The organism is Bacillus sp. AFS031507 (assembly GCF_002584635.1).
Lineage (GTDB): Bacteria > Bacillota > Bacilli > Bacillales > Cytobacillaceae > Neobacillus.
On sequence record NZ_NUOW01000022.1, the window covers coordinates 38,999 to 63,009 of the forward strand.

15 protein-coding genes and 2 pseudogenes are annotated in these 24,011 nt (G+C 40.5%); 6 read left to right on the forward strand and 11 right to left on the reverse strand.

All coding sequences use genetic code 11. From position 1 onward, the window contains the following. Positions 1–55: 55 nt before the first annotated feature. Positions 56–178: pseudogene (locus COE25_RS19395) on the reverse strand (integrase); the annotation flags it as partial. 1,434 nt (positions 179–1,612) lie between these two features. Between COE25_RS19395 and COE25_RS19405 the strand changes: the two are divergent. Next, complete coding sequence (locus COE25_RS19405; RefSeq protein WP_256942229.1) at positions 1,613–1,810, forward strand: CBS domain-containing protein; 198 nt, start codon at positions 1,613–1,615, stop codon at positions 1,808–1,810. 90 nt (positions 1,811–1,900) lie between these two features. Here COE25_RS19405 and COE25_RS19410 read toward each other — a convergent pair whose 3' ends face one another. From COE25_RS19410 to COE25_RS19420, 4 genes are all read right to left on the reverse strand, one after another. Continuing rightward, positions 1,901–3,334: an alanine/glycine:cation symporter family protein gene (locus COE25_RS19410; RefSeq protein WP_098933795.1), complete on the reverse strand. Its 1,434-nt coding sequence runs from the start codon at positions 3,332–3,334 to the stop codon at positions 1,901–1,903. Positions 3,335–4,000: 666 nt separating this feature from the next. Then, positions 4,001–4,141 carry a hypothetical protein gene (locus COE25_RS30885; protein WP_179195687.1) on the reverse strand — a complete coding sequence of 47 codons (141 nt, stop codon included), beginning with the start codon at positions 4,139–4,141 and terminating at the stop codon, positions 4,001–4,003. Between the two features lie 42 nt (positions 4,142–4,183). After that, complete coding sequence (locus COE25_RS19415) at positions 4,184–5,476, reverse strand: Glu/Leu/Phe/Val family dehydrogenase (protein WP_088085109.1); 1,293 nt, start codon at positions 5,474–5,476, stop codon at positions 4,184–4,186. 206 nt (positions 5,477–5,682) lie between these two features. Further along, positions 5,683–6,672: a glutaminase gene (locus COE25_RS19420; RefSeq protein WP_257208901.1), complete on the reverse strand. Its 990-nt coding sequence runs from the start codon at positions 6,670–6,672 to the stop codon at positions 5,683–5,685. Between the two features lie 257 nt (positions 6,673–6,929). On the opposite strand from COE25_RS19420, the gene COE25_RS19425 reads away from it, so the two are divergent. Then, a complete protein-coding gene (locus tag COE25_RS19425; RefSeq protein ID WP_142354491.1) occupies positions 6,930–8,249 on the forward strand; it encodes a sensor histidine kinase in 1,320 nt (439 codons plus the stop codon). 46 nt (positions 8,250–8,295) lie between these two features. Then, positions 8,296–8,397 (forward strand): annotated as a pseudogene (locus COE25_RS19430) (transcriptional regulator); the annotation flags it as partial. Positions 8,398–8,562: 165 nt separating this feature from the next. On the opposite strand, the gene COE25_RS19435 reads toward COE25_RS19430, so the two are convergent. The 3 genes from COE25_RS19435 to COE25_RS19445 all read right to left on the reverse strand — a co-directional run bounded on the left by COE25_RS19435 (position 8,563) and on the right by COE25_RS19445 (position 18,599). Then, positions 8,563–9,069 carry an acyl-CoA thioesterase gene (locus COE25_RS19435; protein ID WP_088085108.1) on the reverse strand — a complete coding sequence of 169 codons (507 nt, stop codon included), beginning with the start codon at positions 9,067–9,069 and terminating at the stop codon, positions 8,563–8,565. 251 nt (positions 9,070–9,320) lie between these two features. Beyond that, complete coding sequence (locus COE25_RS31700) at positions 9,321–9,533, reverse strand: 2-oxo acid dehydrogenase subunit E2 (RefSeq protein WP_306572698.1); 213 nt, start codon at positions 9,531–9,533, stop codon at positions 9,321–9,323. Positions 9,534–10,091: 558 nt separating this feature from the next. Then, complete coding sequence (locus COE25_RS19445) at positions 10,092–18,599, reverse strand: glycoside hydrolase family 94 protein (RefSeq protein ID WP_098933797.1); 8,508 nt, start codon at positions 18,597–18,599, stop codon at positions 10,092–10,094. 949 nt (positions 18,600–19,548) lie between these two features. Between COE25_RS19445 and ligD the strand changes: the two genes are divergently transcribed. Beyond that, on the forward strand, positions 19,549–20,046 hold the full coding sequence (gene ligD, locus COE25_RS19455) for a non-homologous end-joining DNA ligase LigD (protein ID WP_098933799.1): 498 nt from the start codon (positions 19,549–19,551) through the stop codon (positions 20,044–20,046). Between the two features lie 198 nt (positions 20,047–20,244). On the opposite strand, the gene COE25_RS19460 is transcribed toward ligD, so the two are convergent. The 3 genes from COE25_RS19460 to COE25_RS19470 all read right to left on the reverse strand — a co-directional run bounded on the left by COE25_RS19460 (position 20,245) and on the right by COE25_RS19470 (position 22,864). Continuing rightward, positions 20,245–21,654 (reverse strand): NAD-dependent succinate-semialdehyde dehydrogenase, encoded by a 1,410-nt coding sequence (locus COE25_RS19460; RefSeq protein WP_142354493.1) that lies wholly within the window; start codon positions 21,652–21,654, stop codon positions 20,245–20,247. A 130-nt stretch (positions 21,655–21,784) separates the two neighbouring features. Then, positions 21,785–22,654, reverse strand: coding sequence for an alpha/beta fold hydrolase (locus tag COE25_RS19465; RefSeq protein ID WP_098933801.1), 870 nt, complete (start codon positions 22,652–22,654; stop codon positions 21,785–21,787). A 15-nt stretch (positions 22,655–22,669) separates the two neighbouring features. Further along, a complete protein-coding gene (locus COE25_RS19470) occupies positions 22,670–22,864 on the reverse strand; it encodes a hypothetical protein (RefSeq protein ID WP_098933802.1) in 195 nt (64 codons plus the stop codon). Positions 22,865–22,907: 43 nt separating this feature from the next. Here COE25_RS19470 and COE25_RS19475 point away from each other — a divergent pair, with 43 nt between their 5' ends. Next, complete coding sequence (locus COE25_RS19475) at positions 22,908–23,864, forward strand: sodium:solute symporter family protein (RefSeq protein ID WP_257208903.1); 957 nt, start codon at positions 22,908–22,910, stop codon at positions 23,862–23,864. Between the two features lie 2 nt (positions 23,865–23,866). Then, positions 23,867–24,010: a hypothetical protein gene (locus tag COE25_RS30890; RefSeq protein ID WP_180247552.1), complete on the forward strand. Its 144-nt coding sequence runs from the start codon at positions 23,867–23,869 to the stop codon at positions 24,008–24,010. The last annotated feature ends 1 nt before the right edge of the window (position 24,011 follow it).

The following is a 24,011-nucleotide window of genomic DNA, read 5'->3' on the forward strand; positions in this document are numbered from 1 at the left end:
ACACGCCTTTATACATGGGTGTCTTGATTTATATTCAAGTTAATTTATTTAACTTTCAAAAATATTTACTATAAAAATCATGTCTCAGCTTGCCACTTAGCTGTGCATATATTTTGGTGCTCTCACTCTTCTCATGACCAAGCAGGCTTTGGATCACTTCAAGTGGCGCACCGTTATTTCGGCTCTTTTAATTTGGCAGCCGGATTCTTTGGAATATAGCCTTCTTCATGTGTCCATTTGAATATTGACTTAATACTAAGTACTCTATGCCCTAAACGGGATGGCTTCAAGAGACCCCAACATTAACTTCAATCAATCCATTTAGATATACATAAACTTCTAAGGCACCAGTTTCCTCAAAATATGAAACTAACCAAACGTTTGATTAAAACTGGTATCAGCCTTGGTAAATCAACGTTTTTCTCTGTAATTGTATAAAATATTTGTCGATAATTGGGCAGCTAAGCCTTCCATTCACCTTATTTCCTTTTAAATATACACCCTTCGACCAACTGCAAACTAATCAAACGTTTAATTAAATAGGCTGAATAGCCTTCTCTCTCAACCTTTAACTCCCAAATCTAGAAAAAAGATTGTTGAATTTACACTACTCCAAAAAACTAACCAAACGTTTGATTAGTTAACCACGAAGCCATATAAGTAAAGAGTTTCAGCCTTTTTATAAAAAAATCTTTGTCGACGCAGTTCTATTTTTCCTATATAAAAAATAAAAAACAAGTCGATATTTGGATTACCTTAGGTAAACTCTCATGCTTCGACACTTTTCCTGATCCTTCCTTACTAACCAAACGTTTGATTAGTTGCGGGAAAAACCCTTTTAACAAAAGGACTTTTCCCCGGGAAATGGAGAAAAGAATGTCGAAATCCGCTCGACAAAACAAAAAGCGCAAGCGCCCGTTTAGCAGCGTATGGACTGGAGCGCTCCAACAGAGATAAATGAAACGCAGAGAGCGAAGTACACTGGGCGCTGGAGCTGATTCAGAGACCTATTTCAATGTTATCAACAATGAATTATTTTATAATTTCCTATACAACCAAAAAACCACTCCCTAATTTTTATAGGAAGTAGTTTTTGCTATTAATATAAATTATTTACATGACTACTTCACAGAATGGAGGAAAATAGCCGTAACTATTTCTCAAATGTATGGCTAACGCCTTACATCATGCCGTCCATTCATTTTGTCATATAATATGGACAAATACTCTAAAAAAAATCGGCCTTTAACGCGGTTTTTCCAGTTTACTTTGGTACCTTAAACCCTAGAATATTCAATGCTTCATGAGTTCCGTGAGGTCCGGTCCCATCATAACCGCACGTACACCCCGTTAGATATAATTGATTTCTATAACTGTCAGTAAGTATTAAATATTGATTATAGCCACCGGACAGTCTGCTAATAATGTCCGTCCATTGAATTAGGTTCTGAAATTGCCCGTGAGTTATCTATTGACCTAATTTGAGCATATTTCAATGACATTATCCTCATCAATAAAACAAGCGGTTGCTACATGGATTAAATCATATTCATTATCTTTTTTAACACAATAAGTTCCGTTATTTGCATTGTATACAGATCGTGATATTGTATTGAATTGTGTAGCTGATGGGAAAGACTGCAATTCCGTTCATTGCCATGATTGTATGACTTCGGATGTAATCACTTGTTCGCCTGATACAGATGTACATGAATGTGCTCGTATGATGGCAGACCATCAAATCCGTCGCATTCCAGTTGTACAAAATGGTGAAATGATTGGTATTTGTGTCATTGGTGAGCCAGCCTAATCTATTGCAGAATTAATAGATGTTTATATACCAGAACAAACAAAAAGATGTTTAGACCGCGTACTGTATCTAAACATCTTTTTGTATTATTTACATCGCTTTTTCCTTTTTTGAAGTTGAAGTAGCTGGAGAGTGCTCCCAACATTCAATGCCTTCATGATTTTTAATACAATCTTTATAAAAGACAGGATCTTTACCAGCTTTTTTCTGTTTCATGTAATCCGTTAAAGCAGCAAAGGCTATTTTTGCTAGTAATGTAATAGCAATCAAGTTTATGATAACCATAATGCCCATAAATAAATCCGCTAAATCCCATACAAGCTGGACCTTCGCAATGGAACCGAATATAATCATGGCTAACACGCTTATTCGGTATAGTATCACCCATACTTTACTTTTGTGTAAAAATCGAATGTTTGTTTCCCCATAATAATAGTTACCAATTAACGCACCGAATCCAAATAGGAAAACAAAGATAGCAAGACAGCCTGATGCCCAGGAACCGATGTGTTCGCTTAATGCTGCTTGTGTAAGGGCAATACCACTTAGCCCTGGTTGTTTGTAAGCATTAGAAAGCAAAATAATAAATGCTGTGCTTGTACAGACGACCAGTGTATCCGTTAATACGCCAAATGCTTGAATAAGTCCTTGTTTCACCGGATGACTTGTTGTTGCCGTTGCGGCAACGTTTGGCGCACTCCCCATTCCAGCTTCATTCGAGAACAAACCACGTTTAACTCCATTCATGAGCGCTGCGCCGATTGAACCGCCTGCTATTTGTTTAAAGCCAAATGCGTTTTGAACAATAAGAGAAAGAATTTCCGGCATTTTTGTTATGTTCGTAGCTACAACAAATAATGCAACACCGATGTATAACACAGCTAAAATCATTACCTTGTATTCAGCCATTTTTGCTATACGCGTCACACCGCCAAAGATAATCGCAGCGAAAGCAAGTGCCATGATAATCCCTACAGTTAAACGATCTGTACCGAATGAGTTCTCAAAAGCAATTGTAACGGTATTTGATTGTACAGAATTGAATACAAGACCGAAAGCAAGCGTAATTAAAATGGAGAATAATACTCCCATCCAACGTTTGTTTAATCCTTTTTCCATATAATAGGATGGGCCGCCGCGGAAACCATTTTTATCTTTTACTTTATATACTTGCGCTAACGTACTTTCGATAAAGCTGGATGCTGAGCTAATAATTGCAATAATCCACATCCAGAATACCGCTCCTGGACCGCCTAATGCAATCGCAATCGCAATTCCTGTGATATTACCTGTTCCAACACGAGCGGCCATACCGATACAGAACGCTTGAAATGGGGAAATGTTGTCTTTAGAGCCAGTTTTCCCTTCCATTAAAACACGGACCATTTCCTTTAACATTCGAAACTGTACAAATTTCGATTTAAATGTGAAATAAATCCCGCAAGAAACAAGCATAATAATTAGTAATTTTGACCAAAGGAATTCATTTGTTACACCAATCATATTTTGTAATAATTGTGGCATTTTACCACCCCTTATTAAAATTTAGTAGTTTATATTGAAGCAATTAGGACATCAGTTTGATAGAAATGGTTCGAATCGAAGTAGAGTCAGTCCCGGCGATGGTGCCACCTGCTGCTGGAATCTTAATATGAGATCATTTTTTAACAGGGTTTATTGCATCAGCATCATTTGCAGAGTTAGCTGATCTCCGTATAGACATGGATGGTAATGAAGCGGAAGAAAATGTTTCTTTGTCGCTGTGGAAAGAAACCATTGAAATGTAATTTTATTATGCTTTGTATTGATCTTGTACCACTCCTATCATGGCTGCCTACGTATTTGTTAAAGCAATAGATGAATAAATTTCATCAGAAAGCAATTCTTGGAATGGCCTTGATGAACACCTGCAATGGTTAATGAAACGAGACTGTAATCACTTCTACTGATAACCTCATCACAGGCAGGTTTCGAAATTACTATAAAAATCTAAAAAAATAATTTTGAAACTTCAAAAAAGACCCCATTTTGTTAGCTCAATGGGCATGTGAGATGACCCTCTAACCTAACCAATTTGGAGCCCATTGAAATTACATAGTTAGAGTATTTAATTAACGCGGAAAAGTTTATCCCTTTCCTTTATATCCAACTCTCGGTATCCTCTTTATCTACGTTGAATATCTAGACCCGCTAGTGGATCTTCGAAAGGTAACGGATCTCAGTAAGGATTTTACAGCCCTTCATTTTTTCAAAAGCTTCTTTTGCTTCTTTTTCAGTGTCAAACTCAAACATGTTTAGATTGTTTTTTGAATGGACAGTGATAATCCACAAGAAAATCTCCTTCTTCCTTATAATTGTAGAAAATCTCGCATTTTAGATCCAGCCCCGGAAATGTGAGGCTTCAGCCAGTTTTCTTATTCCAACCATATACGCTGCTAAGCGCATATTAACTTGATGGACATGTGTTGTTTGATAAATATTTTCAAAAGAATCGACCATTACTTTTCGTAATTTTTCAGCCACCTCTTCCTCTGACCAATAAAAACCTTGATTGTTCTGAACCCATTCAAAGTAAGATACGGTGACACCACCTGCACTTGCCAATATATCAGGAACAAGGAGGATTCCTCTTTCATCCAAAATTTTGGTTGCTTCAAGGGTTGTTGGCCCGTTAGCTGCCTCCACTACGATGGAAGCTTTAATACGATTGGCGTTTTGTGCTGTAATTTGGTTGGAAATGGCAGCCGGCACCAGAATATCACATTCTTTTTCCAGTAATTCTTGATTCGTGATAACATTGTTAAATAAAGGTGTTACTGCACCAAAACTATCGCGTCGATCGAGCAGGTAATCAATATTAAGCCCTTGTGGATCATAAAGAGCACCATATGCATCCGAAATACCAATCACTTTTGCTCCAGCATCATGCATGAATTTGGCCAAAAAGCTTCCTGCATTCCCAAAACCTTGAATCACTATGCGGGCACCTTGCAATTCAATGTTTTTTTTCTTTACCGCTTCTTCAATACAGATGGTTACACCCCGGGCTGTTGCCGTTTCACGTCCATTTGACCCCCCTAAAACAAGGGGCTTGCCCGTAATGAATCCTGGAGAATCGAATTCACGAAGGCGGCTATACTCATCCATCATCCAAGCCATGATTTGAGAGTTCGTATATACATCGGGTGCCGGTATATCTTTTGTAGGCCCAACAATTTGGCTGATGGCACGAACATAACCTCGACTCAATCTTTCCAGTTCTGCAAACGACATTATTCTCGGGTCACACTTAATGCCGCCTTTTCCACCTCCGAAAGGGAGGTTCGCAATGCCGCACTTTAAACTCATCCAAATAGACAAGGCTTTTACCTCTTCTTCGTTCACTTCTGGGTGAAAGCGTACGCCTCCTTTTGTCGGACCTACTGCATCATTATGTTGGGAACGAAAACCGGTAAACACTTTGACCGAACCATCATCCATTTTTACAGGTATGCGGACAGTGAGCATTCGGATAGGTTCTTTGAATAATTCAAATTCATTATTTGAATAACCTAATTTATCCAACGCCTCTTTTATGACCGTTTGTGTAGAAAGAAATAAATCTAGAGATTCCTTTTCTTTTTTCTGTTCTTCGGCTAAGTTTTCTACAGTATTTGTTAATGCCATTAATATCACCCCATAATTTCAAGAATAAAAGTTTTATTGCAACGTTTTCTTAGTTTCGTATGGATTTTTCAAATGTCCAATGAAATCTTCCTTGGACAATCGTATTCCACCAAACTTTTCACCCATTCCTACCATCGTTAACGTAAAAGTTCCCATCCTTCGATGACAACATCTATTGATACTCTTTCTTTTCTTATAAGATGTTTTTAGAAAATACACAGATCCCATTCTTGCGACAGATGTTTCAATAGCTTAACACCCGTCAGGCTATTGCCATACTGATCAATAGCTGGTCCATAAATACCAATTCCACATCCATCTTGAAAAGGCCGTTCTCTTTTCATACTTGGGGGAACTGTTGCTAAAATACCTCCCGATACCCCGCTTTTGGCTGGCACTCCGACAAAGGCGGCAAATTTGCCTGAAGCATTATACATTCCACAGGTAAGCATTAAGGCTTTGGAAAGTCTGGCCACTTCAACAGGCAGTATTTGTTGTTTTTGTATTGGGTGATATCCATCATGAGCAAGAATCATTCCAATCAGGGCTATATCTTCCGTATTTACTTCTAAGGAACACACCTTCAGATAAACTTCTAAAGCTTCTTCCACCTCTGATTCTAAAAAACCCGTCTCTTTTAAATAATAGGCTATTGCTCTATTTCGATTGGCAGTCTGCCATTCTGACTGAAAAACCTCCGCATTGATGTTCGGACGTTTCCCTATCATTTTTTCGATAAATTTGTAAAGAAACTCCAATTTACTTTTTGACGATTCTCCCGGAAGCAGTGATGCGATGGTAATTGCTCCTGCATTGATCATGGGATTAAACGGCTTACCTGGTTTATGCATTTCAAGGCGGATAATGGAGTTAAAGGCATCTCCAGTAGGTTCCACATCGACCCGATCTAACACATAAGGAATTCCGCGACTTACACATGCCGCTATAAAGCTGATCACTTTTGAGATACTCTGCAATGTGAAAGGGACTTGCCAATCACCCGACTTGACGACTAGTCCATTTGATCCTACGATACAAATACCTAACTGTGACGGGTTTGCCTTTCCCAAAGCAGGAATGTAGCTTGCACATCGTCCTCCTGTACCATAGGAACGATAATGAGCCACCCATTCATCCAACCAATCCTGCCTTTGGTTCCCGATTTGATCTCTTTCCTTTTTTTTAACCTTGTGAATCAACTCTTCCAACCCTCTCTTTCTAAATTCTTTTTTAGGGAAAACATTTCACACTCAAAAGAAAACGCTTTCTATTTTCTGATAGAATGATATTGTTGATTTTATAATTAGAACTACAAAAGATAACAAAAACCTACAGAAAATTTTTTATCTTTCGTTTAATTTTTTATTCAAACAAAATTGGAGTATCTAATAATAATGTTTGCATTGTATTGTGGCCAATCTATCTGTATACTAATTTTCAGAAAAATGAGGAAGTGATCTGCTTGAACATCAGTCCTTTAGTAAAAAAAGAACTATTCATTCTCGTTTTGATGATGATAACAGTCCCTTTGGCGGGTGAATTAAATTTCTATCCGATTAATGAAACGTTCCGGGTCAGTTTTGGTGTACCAATATTTTTATTCTTTTTGTTATTGTTCCGAAAAATTCCCGCTATTTTGTCTGGTTTATTGACAGCTATACAAGTTGTGGTCTTTCGTATTTTACTTGAATTCATCAACCAAGGTAATATGAATTTGACTTCCTCTTTTGAAGCTAATTTTCCTAGTTTTTTCTTTTATTTTGCCTATGCTTGTTTCTTTTATTTGGCAAAAGTAAACCGATTTTATCACCGTCCTATTTTAATTGGATTGATTGGCATCACCATCGAAATATTGTCGGATTTGACAGAGATAATGATGCAATATTTCGTATTGGGAACAACGATTAAATTGGCAGCACTTAGCGAAATTCTGATTATGGCGATTTCACATAGCTTTCTGGTTGTCAGCTTTTTCACGATCATGAAGTTGTATGAGTCACAGACAAGGGAAAAACAAATAAGAAAACAAAATGAGCATATGCTCATGCTCATTTCCAATTTATACGAGGAATCAATTCATTTAAAAAAAACATTGCTAGATGCTGAAAACATCACAAAAAAATCATATGATCTATACAAATGCTTAAATGTTTTGCAAAACGAAGGGACGACTGCCCATACAGTCGAGGACCTCGGCAGGCAGGCATTGACAATAGCCGGAGAAGTCCATGAAATAAAAAAGGATAACCAACGTATTTATGCGGGACTTTCAAAACTTATTTCTGATGAAAGTTTTACAGATTATATGAACCTGGTTGAACTTGTTTCCATTATCAAACGAACAAATGAAAAATATGCCAGTATCCTTGGAAAAAATATTCAAGTTGAATATTCCATTACAGGAGCTCATCCTCCTTACCATGTTTTTACCCTTTTATCGATTATCAATAATATTGTCACTAACGCCGTAGAAGCCATCGATAATACGGGCAAGATTACCATTAGTATTGAAAGGGAAAACCATTTGGTTAAATTCCAGATCAAAGATAATGGCCCTGGTGTTATCCAGAAAAATAAAAATTTAATTTTCAAGCCCGGGTTTACCACTAAATATGATTATTCCGGAAATCCATCAACGGGAATGGGATTATCCTTTGTAAAAGAGATAGTTGAACAACTTGAAGGTGATATTACAGTGCAGAATAGATTAGAAGGAATAGGGTCCATTTTCACTATCCGCTTATCGATCAATCATTTAATGGAGAAAGGGTGATTTGTTCCTTTTTCATATAATAGATGATGATGAAGCCGTTCGTTCGATGCTGGCTCAAATCATCGAAGATGAGGGCTTAGGGGAAGTGGCCGGGGAGGCAGCAGATGGATCCTTATTGGATAGAAAGAGGTTAGACATTGATATACTTGAGAGAGTCATTGCATAGTCTCAATGACGGAAAAACTTCACTGAACCGTTGTTTAGTGGAGTTTTTCTGTTATAAGAAGAGAAAAATATACTATTCGTTAACAAAATAACAGGGCTTACATGTTTTGACCTGATACGCCATAAATTAATATAAGCTCTGTTGACCTTAAGGATAATTTGTTGTTAAAAAAGCAGCTAATTTTTTGCTCTTTTGTTTTCTTTCTTTCCGCATTATTGCTCGCTCTGGTGCGGTCTCATGCAATTTTTTCTCTTCTTCTGTTTCCGGAATAACCTGTGGAACATGTGTTGGACGTTTATGTTGATCAAGTGCGACAAATGTTAATAGAGCTGTTGCTGCAATTGTACGTTTACCACTTTTTAAATCTTCAGCAATAATTTTCACAAAAATCTCCATAGACGATGTCCCTGTCCATGTCACATATGATTCAAAACAGACTGAATCTGTTGTACGAACAGGATATAAGAAGTCAACTGAATCGGTTGAAGCAGTTACACATTCCCTGCGACTATGGCGAGCCGCAGAAATAGAAGCTACCTGGTCCACATCACTCATTAATTTTCCTCCAAATAATGTATGGTGATTGTTTACGTCATTTGGAAATACACGACTTGTTCGTATAACTCGTGATTCTTTACAATATTTTGCTTCCATAATATTCTCCCCTATTTGAACTACTGGCACCATCTTCTACGAAATAGCTTTAATTGAGCCACACTATAAAGCTCTTAGTCTTCTAATAATTAAGTTTCTGGATCTTACAAATAACTGGTTGACAGTGCCAAGAAACTAACGACTTCTTTTTCCATCCCAATCCAGTGATCGTAGGAAAGGGCGATATACATCTTTGATTTTAATCATACCGAGAATCCCCCCTTGCAGGCTTTTTAAGATCCGCGTTGATATTAAGGAACTAAAGACTCCACCGTTTGTGACAAAAATTTTCTGATTCGCATCACAACTGGTACTAGTAATCCTTCCGGTGCCGCCATGGCAATTCTGATATCATAAAACTTCTTCACCTCCAGTTCATCCTCTTCAATTCGGCATTCAAATGCAGAAATTGCTTTAACACTACTACCACAGCTTTTGTAAAACCACATTACAGCGAAGGACATTTTCACGGCGTTCTACCGTCTTATCGAATAAGCTTTTACAAAAAAATGTTTTATCGAGCCGTTTGCATTAACCCGAACTTTCCATTTTATAGCCAAGATTTGGACCATGAAAGTATCGACAAGGTTTTTGTTGGGTTTTCTGTATTTCCATGCACAATATCCCCCATGGAACTGTTTCTCATTAGAGAAGTATTTATATGACTAAGAATAATGCAATAATTGAAATAAATAAAATGATATAAAATTATAATCACATATAAAAAACTTTTATATGTAAAATTTCAATAGAACATCGAGCTATGATTTGTAGTCAGATGTGGTCAAAAATATTTCCATGAAATCAAAAGCTTTTTTAAGCATAAAAAAGACCCCCAACCAAATTGGTTGAGAGTATGAAACGTAAAATTAACGTTTTGAGAAGAGCTGCACGACGAGTGCCTTTAAGACCATATTTTTTACGTTCTTTTATCCAAAAGAATTCGGAGTTCTGGCAGCCTAAAGGGTGTTTTATATGTGTCTCATATCGCTAGGTAAGTTCAGTTCACGCCTTTTTATTTACTAAATTCTCAATTCCACATGATGGTCGAGCCCGTCATCCCGTAATTCCACAAATGGTCCTGTAGACTTTTCCTCTTCAGAAATCGGAATTTGCACCCCGTCAACTGTCAACCCACATTCATTACCACCAGAACCATTTTTAACGTTAATGTGGTAACGAGTATTACCAAATCGGTACGTAATCGAAAATCCTGGCCACTCACTTGGAATACGAGGATTAAGATAAAGACGAGTTTCTCGTCGCCGAATCCCAAGTATCCACTCAATTCCGGCCTGATAAAACCAACCTGATGCACCCGTATACCATGTCCATCCTGAATGTCCCTGATTCGGCTCTGCCGTATACACATCGGCGGCAATTGCGTATGGTTCACCTGTATACCTTCTTACTTCATGGTCGGTACGAGTATGCGTCATCGGATTAAGCATCGTAAACATCTCCATTGCTTTATCACCATTACCAAGCTGACACCAAGCAATGATGCCCCAAATAACTCCATGAGTATACTGGGCACCGTTCTCCCTGATTCCCGGCGGATAACCTTGTATATATCCAGGGCTTGGTTCGGTCTGATCGAAAGCTGGAGTCAACAGCCGGACAACTGCAAGATCCCGCTCCACCAGCTCCCTGTCGAACGAGTTCATTGCCTGAACAGCACGATCCATTGGTGCTGCCCCTGAGATTACGGACCATGATTGAGCAATCGCGTCGATCCGGCACTCCTCATTTTGAATTGAGCCGAGCCATTGTCCTGCATCGGTAAAAGCACGTCGGTACCACTGACCATCCCAGCCCTGCTCGTTGAGAGAGTCTGTTAACTGCTGGCGCATTTTCTGGAATGCTTCCACCCGTTCGGAATCGCCACGCAATCCGCAAAGCTCGGCAAACCGGTTCAACACGTCACAAATAAACCAGCCGAGCCACACGCTTTCGCCTCGTCCTTTCACCCCAACCTGATTCATGCCATCATTCCAATCCCCCACTCCGATTAATGGCAAACCATGCTCGCCAATCCGGCTCAAAGCCCGATCGATCGCTCTCAGGCAATGCTCATAAACCGTGCCCGTTTCTGAAGAGCGTACGGTCGGCTCATAGCGTTCGTGTTCACCCTCAGCAAGCGGTTCACTAATTAGAAACGGTGCGACTTCGTCCAAAACCGTTCGATCACCCGAATGCTCGATGTACCGTGAAACCACATACGGCATCCATAATAAATCATCAGAAAACGTCGTGCGGATACCACGTTCAGTTTCTTCATGCCACCAATGCTGCACATCCCCTTCTAAATATTGGTGGGACGCGTGGAGCACAATTTGTTCTCTTGTTTTTTCCGGCATCGTATGCAGGAGTGCGAGCGAATCCTGCAATTGATCGCGAAAGCCAAATGCTCCTCCAGCTTGATAAAAAGCAGTTCTTGCCCATATTCGACATGCAAGCGATTGATATAATAACCACCCGTTCAACAAAAAATCTGTTTCCTTCGACGGGGTTGACACTTGTATTTGGCCTAAATGATGGTCCCAAAAAGCAATAACCTCATCCATCGCTTGTTCACAAGCTGAAGATTGGCTGTATTTCCTGGCTAATTGTAAGACTCTCTCTTTAGAGTCGTCACAGCCTAACAAAATATAGACAACCTGTTCTTCACCTGGCTTTAGCGTTAGCTTAGTCTGAATCGCACCACAAGATTCGTAATGCGTGCCTGTCCGACACGATAAACCAACGCGTCCCATTGCCGCTGGATGTTCCATGCTTCCATTTCGTCCAATAAATTCGTTGCGGTCCGCCGTCCAAGTAAGATCGTATGAATGGTCAGAAGCAGAAACAGATCCTCGAACTTGGTCAGGAGCAGTAATAGAATCCTGTTCCTTTGCTGCATCAGAACCTGGAATTTCCCCCGGTGCTCCACTTGAATCTTGCCAAGCTGCTATACCGGAATCTTTCACTTCACCGGAACCTGTAACAGCACCCCGCTGCGGATAAATCCCTAAAAATACGGTTGCATCCCGGAAGGTTTCTTGATACGTGTTTTTGGCTATCATGACCCGCTCAGACTCAACCCAATCGGTCACAATAAACGGTGCATTCGCTTGTCGCTGTACCCCTAAAACCCATTCGGCATAATAGGTCAAAGAAATGTGCCTTTGTTCCGAAGTCTTGTTTTGCAGCTTCAACCTGATGATTTTCACAGGATCTTCTAATGGTACGTATACCAGCATTTCGTGTTTAATGCCGTTTCTTTCGTGATCAAACTTTGTAAATCCTTTGCCATGCGTTATTTTATATGGCTCGTTTGAATGGACTGCTGATGGTGCGGCGGACCACACCTTACCACTTTCTTCATCTCTTAAATAAGCTGTTTCCGTCGGTGGATCAAGGACGGGATCATTGGACCATGGCGTTAGCTTGCATTCACGGCTGTTCCGCCACCACGTATAACCCGATCCCATTTCGGAAATGAGAGAGCCAAAACGAGGATTGGCCAGGACATTAATCCACGGCGCCGGCAAATGATTTCCATTTTTGATCATGATCCGGTACTCTTTTCCATCGGGGGAAAACCCGCCCCAACCGTTAAAAAATAACCATTCTTTCGTTTCCTCTTGTATTGTTTGCCCAGAAAAAACATTCTTATTTTTAGTAGAAGGCACCGGAATCAGTTGTTCCGGCAACCCATTCTCCGTTTCATCCTTAAGCAGCCCATTTGGCGTTCCAATCTTATGCATCCCATTTTCCATTTCACCCTTAGGCAATCGCATTTGTGTCGCTAAACTAGCTCCGCCAGCGCGGAGCTCGACACGAGCTACTGCCATCAACAATGCTTTGTCCTCCGCAGACAATTGATTTGAGGCAATGACATATACACCGGACAAACCTACACCAAAACGATCAACTCCATGTTCTGCCACCTGCTGAAGTGCTTCTTGCAAGTGTTGATAATAGCCTTCCTCCGACTCGTTAAGGAGAACAAGGTCGAATAAAAGACCAAGTCGCCTTATGTATTCATGACCTGTTAACATTTTAACAACGAACGGCATTTGGCTGCGGTCTTCAATTCGTAAGAGGACGATCGGTCGATCCCCAGATACCCCAAAACTCCATAGTCCAGACTGACCTTTTGTATTAATTAAAATACTTTTCCCTCGGTCCTTCTTGAGCGGAGAAGTATATAAAATGTGACCTGCCAGCCTTTGAAAATCAGTTGCCTCTTGATTCGTTAAATGCAGATTACGAATCTCAATCTGTCCTCGGTTCCATGATAATTGAAACGCACGTTCCACTGCTTGATCAGGAGCAAACTTACGCACAATTTCGATCGCATCTTCCTTTGTCTCACTAACCGAAGTTACAGCAACTAATTGAATTTGCTTACCAGGTTCAATACAGATGCGCCTTCTCATCACAAAGGCCGGATCGGCCACCGAACCAACCTTACCACGAAGGCGAGTCCGGATTCCTTGGGGATCGGATAGTCGATAGCCCCGGCCAATAAAGCTAGAACGGTCTGTTTCAAATTCAACCGATCCAAGAGTATCACCGTCAACCAAGAGTGAATGTGCCGACCAAAGTGTCTGGTCCTTCGCTTCACGCGGTCTTCGGCCAGCAACAAGGCAGCCTGATTCAGCATCGAAAGCAGTCCGAATAAAAAGCTTGCTAAATGCAGTATGGGCAACATCTGCTATTGGGTTGGACAAAGCTAACTCAACAAAAGTAGTAACCTCCAAAACTTTTGCTTCTTCACCGCTATTTGTCAAAGTTATTCTACGCAGCTCCGCATTCATCTCTGATGAAACGCAAATCTCCATACTTGTCTTAACGTCTCCATCCACCCGCATAAATGTTGCACGATCTAACCCAAATTGTACGCGTTGTTCAGAAGATTCCACTCGGCATGGTTGGTAAGACGGTGACCATAGTTTATCTTCGGAGATATCCCTAATATAAACATAGTTCCCCCATGGATCCATTACCGGGTCTTCGCGCCATCTAGAGACCAATAAACCTTTATACTGGCTAAAACCACTGCCGGTATTCGTTACGACTGTTGTGAACGAACCATTTGAAAGAACGCTGACCTCAGGAACCCTTGTGTCAGGTGAAATATATTCTCTTATTTTTGCAGCATCCTGAGTACTTTTTGAATTTTGCTTGTGCACACGACCCAAAGCTGGATGCTTAATATACTTAGGAGTTTTCGGAATTCGTTCTTGTAAGAGCAATTCTGCTGAACGAATTTGTTTGTTACGATGGAATCTCTCCACCATTGTTTTTGGCAGTAATAGGTTCGCCAGGGTCAGTAAGCTCATACCTTGATGATGGGCCATAAAACTTTGAATCACCTTATGCTGCTTACCATTAGGCAGCCGTTCTTGCGTAAAATCCATTGCTTCATAAAAGCCATATTTTCCTCGACCATTTAACTGCTCTATTTTTTTCAAAGCATCCAAAGCCTCACCCTTTGCAAATGGGAGAGCCATGATCGTAGCGTAAGGTGCGATAACCAAGTCTTGTTCAAGTCCCCGTTTAAATCCGAGACCCGGAACACCGAAGGCCCGATACTGGTAATTCATTTGATAATCAAACGCATAATAGCCTGACTCAGAGATCCCGAATGGCACTCCTCGCTGGTGTGCGTATTGAATTTGACGATCAACAACCGCCGCATACGTATTTTCCCACAATGTTTTTCGATAAGTCCTCATTAACAGCCATGGCATTAAATATTCAAACATCGTACCAGACCAGGACAAGAGGACGGGTCGTTTCCCAACCCTGGTCATCGTTCTTCCAAGTACATGCCAGTGGGATACCGACACTTGACCAAGCGCAATCGCGACAAAGCTTGCAATTCTTGCCTCAGACGCCATTAAATCATAAAGCACCTCATCCCGTGTATTACGATCAGCATGGTATCCTAAGGAAAATAACTTGGCTCTGTGATCAAATAAAGGCTGGAAATTAGTTTCTTCAATCAATTCTTCTAAACGTTTAAGCAACATTTGACCCCTATCCCGCCAATTAACACTTACCTTCTTACCATTTAGTCTTCTCGAGAAATCCGGTGTGATTTCTTCGGAAAAAGCAATTTTCATCGTTTCATCGTTATGAAAGTGGTAAGTTGGATTTTCCTTTTTATCAAAGGCTTCTAGCCACTCGGCTAAGCCTTCTTTTACTGTAATTAGACAGCCAACTAAATTTCCTGAATCAACTGTTGATACATACCTTGGCGATAACGGGTTCAGTGTCTCAGTGTCATACCAATTGTAAAAATGCCCTTCCCACTTTTCCATCCGCTCAAGCGTCTCCAATGTCCTCTCCAACCGCAAAATTAATCCAGGGGTATCAATAAACGAAAAATCCCTCGCTGCTAAAGCACAGGTAAGATACATCCCGATGTTGGTAGGAGAGGTTCGATGCGCCACCCCGTTCGGCGGTTCCATTTGCACATTGTCAGGAGGTAGCCAGTTCTCTTTTTCGGTAACATAATCTTCATAAAAAGACCATATTTGCTGAGCCAGGTTCGTCAGTTCTTCCATCTCATCTTCCGAAAAAGTAATACGATCCTGTGGAGACGGCTGATCGAGCCATCTAATCACGAATGGAGCACACATCCACATCACACTCAATGTAAGCCCAATGATTTGCACCACGATATTTTCATTAAATAATGTTGCCGCCAAAAACAAAATACAAAGAACATAACCTCCCGCCATGCCTTGTAACAAGGGAGCACCCTTCTGATTGCTCTTGCGATTCTCTTCATCTGATGAGACCCATTCGAGCAATCGTTTTTTTGAAAATAATAAACGGTACAACGTTCTACCAATTGCATCAAGCAAAAGGACAATTTGAAACGGCAGGATAACAATCCCCAACAAGACTTGAACCGTCGTGTTCAAAATACTACGCAGATTCATTAAACCGGTCTGAACGGTGACAATCTGGCGAAGAACCGGCAAGAACCATGTTGCAGCCACAAAAGCTATCCAGCGTAAAGGTGAACCCGGAAGGATCGTGACTGCTAAAAGAAGGGTGACAAATAGTGTCGTAGACAATAGACTCCGCCGCAAATTATCAATGATCTGCCACCGAGTCAGCACAGACAAATCGACTGGCATCAGTTCACCTCTTCGGTTATACAATCTTGGCAGTAACCATAGTAATAGCTGCCAATCTCCTCTTACCCAGCGATGCTGCCGCTTTTGAAAGACAATAAACTTAGCCGGATAATGGTCAATTAATTCGATATCTGAAAGTAGGCCTGCGCGCAGGAAACCACCTTCAAGTAAATCATGACTCAACACCCGGTTGTCCGGAATCCGTTCACATAGCACTTGATAAAACGTATCGACTTCAAATATTCCTTTTCCAGTGAAAATCCCCTGACCGAGCGCATCTTGATACGGATCAGAAACAGCAAACGCATATGGATCAAACCCTGGATTTGTTGACCAAAGACTGGAAAAACGCGAACTCATTGAGGCCTGATGACTCATACTGAGTCTTGGTTGAAGCACACCGTAGCCCTCTATCACTCTCGTCTTCGTATCATTTAGAACCGGCTGATTATATGGTAGATGCAGCGTACCGATCATTCGCTGTGCACTTTCAAGTGGAAGCTGCGTATCAGAATCGAGAGTAATGATATAACGAACATCCTGAAGTAAACTCAAATCTGACTCGAAAAAAGCGAAGCTGGTATCCTCTCTCCCTTTTAGAAACTCCACAAATTCGACTAGCTTTCCTCGCTTTCTCTCCCATCCCATCCATACACCCTCAGACGGGTTCCATTTCCGCTTTCGCTGAAAGAGATGAAAGTTTGTGTTGGAGTAGGTATTTCGCAATTGTTCAATTTCTCGTTTGGCTGCTGTTAAAATGACTTCATCCTGTTCGAGAGACTCTGTCTCCGCATCCTTGAAGTCGCCCAATAACCCAAAGTGGAGATTGGAATCCCGGTTCGCCAAATAATGCAATTCAAGCCGTTCTGCCAACTCCTTCACTTCTGCTATTGATGACCAGATGACTGGAATCACAACCATCGTTTTCGCATCAGCTGAAATTCCTTTTGAAAAATCAAATCGCAATAACGGGACTGGACCTTTGACACGTTCAATGAACCAATGAGCTGAAGTAACCGCCCACTCTGTCACCGGGAACAAGAGGATTCCTAGGATAGCAAGCCATTGAATTGGTGAAAAAAGTTCATCCCAACCTATCCAGATTGAAAAGCCAAGCAAGAAAACAACGAAGCATACTGCTAACATATTAAAATACGTTCCAGTTGCACGGCGCATTAACCCTGTTTCAGGGAGAGTTCGTGGTTTACCGCACATCTTTAACGCTTGTCTCAATTGCATAATGCCATTGGGATCTAATAAGTAATATGCAACAAATAATGGACGATTTCTCTCCGTGCTATTTCTCTCGTGAAGCTCCTTTCCGTATTTTTCTGCTAATTCTTCACTATTTTCCCCTTTTTGTGATACCTCAACAGATGGTTCCTCTCCATATTTATCCGCGAGCTCCACTGCCTGTGCTGCCACAAGGTTTTCAGGCAGATTTAAACGTCTCGCTAGCTGCTCGACCCTCTTTCGGAGAGTGTCACGACTAGAGAAATCCAATTGCGAATAAAAGCCTGTCCTCTCTTTCCGCAGCGATTGTTCAACCATGCTAATTTGCTCAAAGGTTTCATTCCAATCCCAGCGAGAAAGCTTACGCATACTTGTGATTAGGTTACCTGTTGTCACTTGAAAGGCTGCTTGGAGCTGAAATTCATATGACAATATGTGATCAAGGCTCTCTGGTCCATTCTCCAATTTGCAAATGAGCCATTCTCCTACTGTTGCTGTATAATCAGCACGTTCGCGCAGATGTTTTACCAAATGGACAATCATCAGTCCAGAAAGAGGCATTTCTTGTCCAGCTTCCTCTAATACTTGCTTCAGTTTTTCTGGAGTGATCTCCGATGCCTTGATACCGGAAAGTAACTTCTCAACCAACGAACAAACATCGCGTCTTTCCTTGACTGTATCCATGATTTCGGCCAGACGACGAATCAAAGCCACCCTTATAATAAGTGGCATCGCCCAAACTTCAGCCATTTTCAATAGGGAAACTTCTTGATATGACTGGAGATAGGAAATAAATGAATCCATTTCCAAATGCCCGTCGTTAAATTGAAGGTAGTCTGTACAAATAGAAAATACTCTGGAATCCCCCGTTTTTTTTAGATGGGGTAAAGAGTTAACAAACCCTTTCGTTAAACCTTGGTTTACTACAAGGACCTGTTCTTCCAAAAATTCCGCATTATCTAGTAACCATTCTTCAGCCGGCTGTGAACAGGAAGAACGATTATCTCTTAAGTCGTTAACAAAGCCGCGCAATTTCTCTAAGTCTGATTCATTAGACTGTAAAAAGCGGGCAGATGGCTTTCGGCTTATGAAAGGATCGTGTCTTAACGCTGCTTTATGCGCTTCTTCTCTTAACTGCTCTTTATTATAAATCACTTATATATCCCCCAAAATAGCATTTTCCATCAAAGTCTTACTGATAAAATTTGCCCACTGGGGCTGGAAAATATGCAAAATAGTTCCAAAGAGAGATGAAACTGGTGGAATCGACTAACCTCCATATGCTCGACACGGAGTAGCCTAGTTAGCCTTATTACAGTTGAATATGATGTCCGAGAGACCGGCCAGAGGAGGCTAAAGTATTTCGTTTTGAACCAGCTTCAACTGAATTACCAAAACGCTTTAAATGATTTAAAGAAAAGAGGATAAATATATCCAAAACACAATTGATGGAGTTCACCGTACTGGAAAAATGTTTTTTAGAAAAGCTGTAGAATTGGAAGTTTTAAAGAAAGATCCGACAGAATTCACTCATGTTCACAAACAGCAGAAGACAATCGAAGAATTAGAAGGGAGAAAAGATTTACCTAATTATTTAGAAAAACGGGAACTCAAGCACTTTCTCCAAGTTGCAAAAAAACCACTCCCTAATTTTTATAGGAAGTGGTTTTTGCTATTGATATAAAATATTTACATGACTGCTTCACAGTTTGGTCGGTAAATGCACTTAACCATTTCTCAAAAGAGAGTGGTTAAATTACATCATGCCGCCCATTCATTTTCAATTATAATAGAAAAAAATAGTGTTTAAAAAAAGGCTTTAAATCAGCACTTTTAGTAAATTTGACTTAAATATTTTAAATGCAATTTAAAACATCGGAGGACAAATAGGAGGACAATTTCAGAAGTGATAATGTATAAAGCCTGTCTTAATTGAGATGGGCTTTATACCAAATAGACAACTAGGGAACAGATGAACTTTCTCACAATATATACACCCGTTAGGAAATAATGAAAAAAATAAAGGACAGTAACTGTACACAGATTAGTAAGTAACTTTATTGTCTTATTTTGATTAAAAAATAAATAAAAAAGAGGTACTTCCATGGTTTGGATCTACCCACATGGAATAAATGGCAAGAATATCGAAAAAAGGTCGGTTCCTGAGACTGCGCACGAATGGGTTAGCAGTACTTTCTATAAAGAGAAGGAGAGGACTCTGTTAAATGATAGGGCAACACTAGTTTGGGCAGCCAACTACGGTGCGATTGAATTTCACGTTCCATTTGACCGCCATGATAAACCCGATTATCCAATGGAAATGGTATTCGACTTGGATCCACCTGGTCATAATAGCTTTAATCTGGTGTTAGAGGTAGCAATCAGGCTGAAGGAACTTCTTGAATCACTCGATCTATTGTCGGTACCAAGAACATCAGGTTCTTCAGGAATGCAAATATTTATACCTATTCAGCCAGATTATACATTCGAACAAACAAGAAAAATAAATACCTTTGTTGCAAATTATTTTGCAGAGCAAATGCCGCAAAAGGTAACCCTTGAACGAGTCGTTTCTAAAAGGGGGATTTGTTTAAGCCAGTAACAACAGAAAAAAACAATCAGTCCCTAAATGATATTCTTAGATTTATTGAAAAAACAAAGTTTAGCTGGTCAAAAACAGTGTTAAGTCATAAAAAAGACCCCCAACCAAATCGGTTGAGAGCCTTTGAAACGCCACAATTAACGTTTTGAGAACTAAGGCGCACGGCGGGCACCTTTAAGACCATTTTTTTCGCTCAGATTATATGCCTATTGAAATGTATTTTACTTCCAAAAATTCCTCAATACCGTAATGGCCGCCTTCACGTCCTAAGCCGCTTTCTTTGAATCCACCAAATGGTGCCTGTGAAACAGATGGAGTACTGTCATTCACACCAACGATTCCAAATTTCAAGCCCTCACTTATACGAATCGAACCTCCAAGATTTTCAGTATATACATATGCAGCTAATCCATAAGGAGAGTTATTTGCACGCTCAATCACTTCTTCTTCCGTTTTAAAGGTCGTAATCGGTGCAAGCGGTCCAAATGTTTCTTCTTTCATACAAACCATTTCATCTGTTACCCCACTTAACACCGTTGGTTCAAAATAATAGCCGTTCTTTGCAATAAGCTGATTGCCCCCTACTAATACTTTAGCGCCTTTATCTACTGCATCAGAGATATGGCTTTGTACTTTTTCTATTGCATTGTAGTTAATGAGTGGACCGATGTCAGTACCTTCTTCAAAGCCGCTACCGACTTTTAATAACGCAGCTGCTGCAGCGAACTCTTGTATAAATGATGCGGCGATGCCTTCTTGCACATAAATTCGATTTGTACATATACATGTTTGACCGGCATTTCGGAATTTTGATTGAATAACGCCCTCGACCGCTTTTTTGATATTGGCATCAGACATAACAATGAACGGAGCATGACCGCCCAATTCAAGCGAAACCTTTTTCACGGTATCTGCTGCACGCCTCATCAAATATTTACCCACTTCCGTGGAACCCGTAAAGGTAATTTTCTTTACATGTGGATCATCTAGCCAAACGTTTCCGATTTCTTTCGGATCTCCAGTAACCACATTGATAACCCCTTTGGGGATGCCTGCTTCGTGTGCGAAGTTCGCTAATAGCAAAGCGGTTAACGGAGTAGATTCTGCTGGTTTAACAACAACCGTGCAACCAGCCGCTAATGCCGGGGCTACTTTTCTTGTAATCATGGCCGCAGGGAAGTTCCAAGGCGTAATCGCTGCGACAACGCCAACTGGCTGTTTCTGAATAAGCAGGCGTTTATGTGAATGAGAAGCTGGAATCGTTTCCCCATATACACGCTTTGCTTCCTCAGCATACCATGATAAAAAACTATTTGCATACTGCACTTCACTTAGTGCCTCTTTTAATGGTTTTCCTTGTTCCATCGTCATCGTTTTAGCAATTTCTTCTTGATTATGCTCGATGAGAGTAAACCAATTTTTTAAGTATTCACTGCGTTCATATGCCGTTGTTTTCGACCACGTAGAAAATGCTGCATGTGCCGCATTTACTGCAATTTTTGCTTCGTCACTCCCACCATTTGGAACTGACGCAACGATTTCTTTTGTGGCAGGATTTTCCACTTCTAATACGTTACGGGTGTTAAACCACTCGCCGTTTATGTACATACTGTAATGTTTCATCCTTCTTTCATCTCCTTTTGACTTAAATACTTGTCATCTGTTATAAAAGGATAAAAAATAACAGACGAGACGACTTAGCGCCTCCCCTGTATGATGTCAAACAAAACTTGACGGTCTATTTTATTACTAATGCTTTTTCTTTCATTAAGATATCTTGAAGAACTTCTTCTAAGTATTTAACAAATACCTCATAATTTTCACTCATTGGAAAATGCCCGATTCCCTTCATTTCCACAAATTTTGCTCCAGAGATTTGATCGGCAGTACGTTTTGAATCCGCAGGAGTAGATAGGTAATCATATTCACCTGTCATTAAATATACAGGGCATTTTTCAGCATCGATTAGGTGTAGTTTTCCACGAAGGTCATGATCAACACTATAGAAATAAAGATCCCCCTTAAAAACACCTGGTGCTCCTTGGCTATAATACCACCATGTTAGACGACGATCTTTTTCAGGGCTTTGTGGTGCCATAAGACCCCAAGTCCCAGATGCACAAACCTCTCCACCATGCGTATGAGGATGGTTCCACCAATCCACGAAATAGCCTGGAGTATAATCGGCTCCTTCGACAGGAATGGTTGCTCTAAAGTAATCCGGATATTCAAGAGCGAGTTGCAGGGCTACATTTCCACCAAATGAACTTCCCATGAATACAGGATTTTCAAGTTCAAGCTCCTCACAAAAACTTCTAACAAATTGAAGAAACCACTGGGTAGTAAGTTTATATTCTTCCTTCCACCACTCAACAGCATGTGGAGGATCTGATTTTCCATGACGTGGTAAATCATAAGCAATAACCCTGAAATTTTTGGTTATGTTTCCATCCTCTAAAAGTCCGCGCCACTGGCGGTTATCAGAACCAGCCGTATGTTGACAAACAAGAGGGATACCTTGACCATTTTCCTCAAAGTAAACCTTGTATTCAACATCTTGTACATTTACGTAAACATAACGACCTTTAACCGTAGATAATTTACTCATTTTTTATCCTCCTTTTTATGCTACTGTAAGTTGAACTTCTCTTGTTACATCCAGAAGGCGAGTCATTGCCCGTAGATTTGCCATTAACTCCTTGATATCGCCATCTATCTGTAAGTTACCTTGGAACATGGCAGCAAATAATTCGTGATACAGTGGAGGTGGAGTCGGCTGAGTAAACTTCCTCCAAGCGTCTACTGTTCCATTTGGCATCCCTCATGCAGCGGCTGTCGTAATAGGCTCATTAATTGTTACGATTTATGTCGCTATTGGAGGCTTAAGAGCATCTATTGGTACGGATGTTGTACAATTTTGCATGCTGCTCATTTTACTTGCCATCATTATCCCTGTTACGTTATGGGTCGCTGGAGGTCCAGCAGAAATTTATCAAGGACTTGCCCATTCATCTGTTAAAACAGCAACCCTGCTCTATACAAAAGAAAGTGTTACCGGATGGCTGTTAGTTAGTGTTCTTTCATTTATTAACTATGCCATTATTGATCAAAGTGTATGGCAGCGTGTTTATGCCAGTAAAAGAGGTACTGAATCCAAGCTGATTCTTGGGACAACCCTTTTATGGCTGCCAATCCCAGCTGTAGCAGGACTTATTGGGATGATTGGTTTGGCTAAGGGTTTTGATGTGAATCCTTCTGAGATCTTTCCTGCTGTTGTGGGTGAGCTGCTCGGAACGTGGGGAGCTTACGCCATGGCAATCATTATGATTGCGACTATATTGTCCACAACCGATTCCTGTCTGAATGCCTTATCCACGCTGATTGTTCGGGATATTTACCTCACTTATATTCGAAAAAATGGACCTATGGATCCAAAAAAAGAAATTAAAGTGGCACGTATCGTCGTAATCGTCGCGGGTTTAGGTATTGCACTCTTTAGCTTAGCTCAGTTCTCGATCTTGTATCTGAATTACGCTGTAGGGGCGTTGACACTTGCCATGACATGGCCGTTCGTTTTATCCGTATTCATGAAGAATCTTAATAAAAATGCTGCTTTTTGGGGCTTGATTATCGGGACCCTTTCAGCCCTCATTTTAGCCGTACTTCCTGGCGCTGGACTTATTCAACCTATTGTTCCTTTATGGGAGGGCTATCTCATTTCACATGTGATTGCTGCCGGTATACCGTTACTTGGCACATTGTTTGCACCTGATCGGGAATTCCATTTTCAAGCAGTTTTCAATAAGGGAGGACTCTAATCATGGAATTAAGCCAAAATGGATTTGTTATCATCACATACCTCTTGTTAATCTGGTTTATTGTCTCAAATCTTACGTTAGTCTTCTTTTGTTTGAAAGATTCGGTTATAGGTTTCTTTAAACGAAATAGAGAACGGATGGAATGAT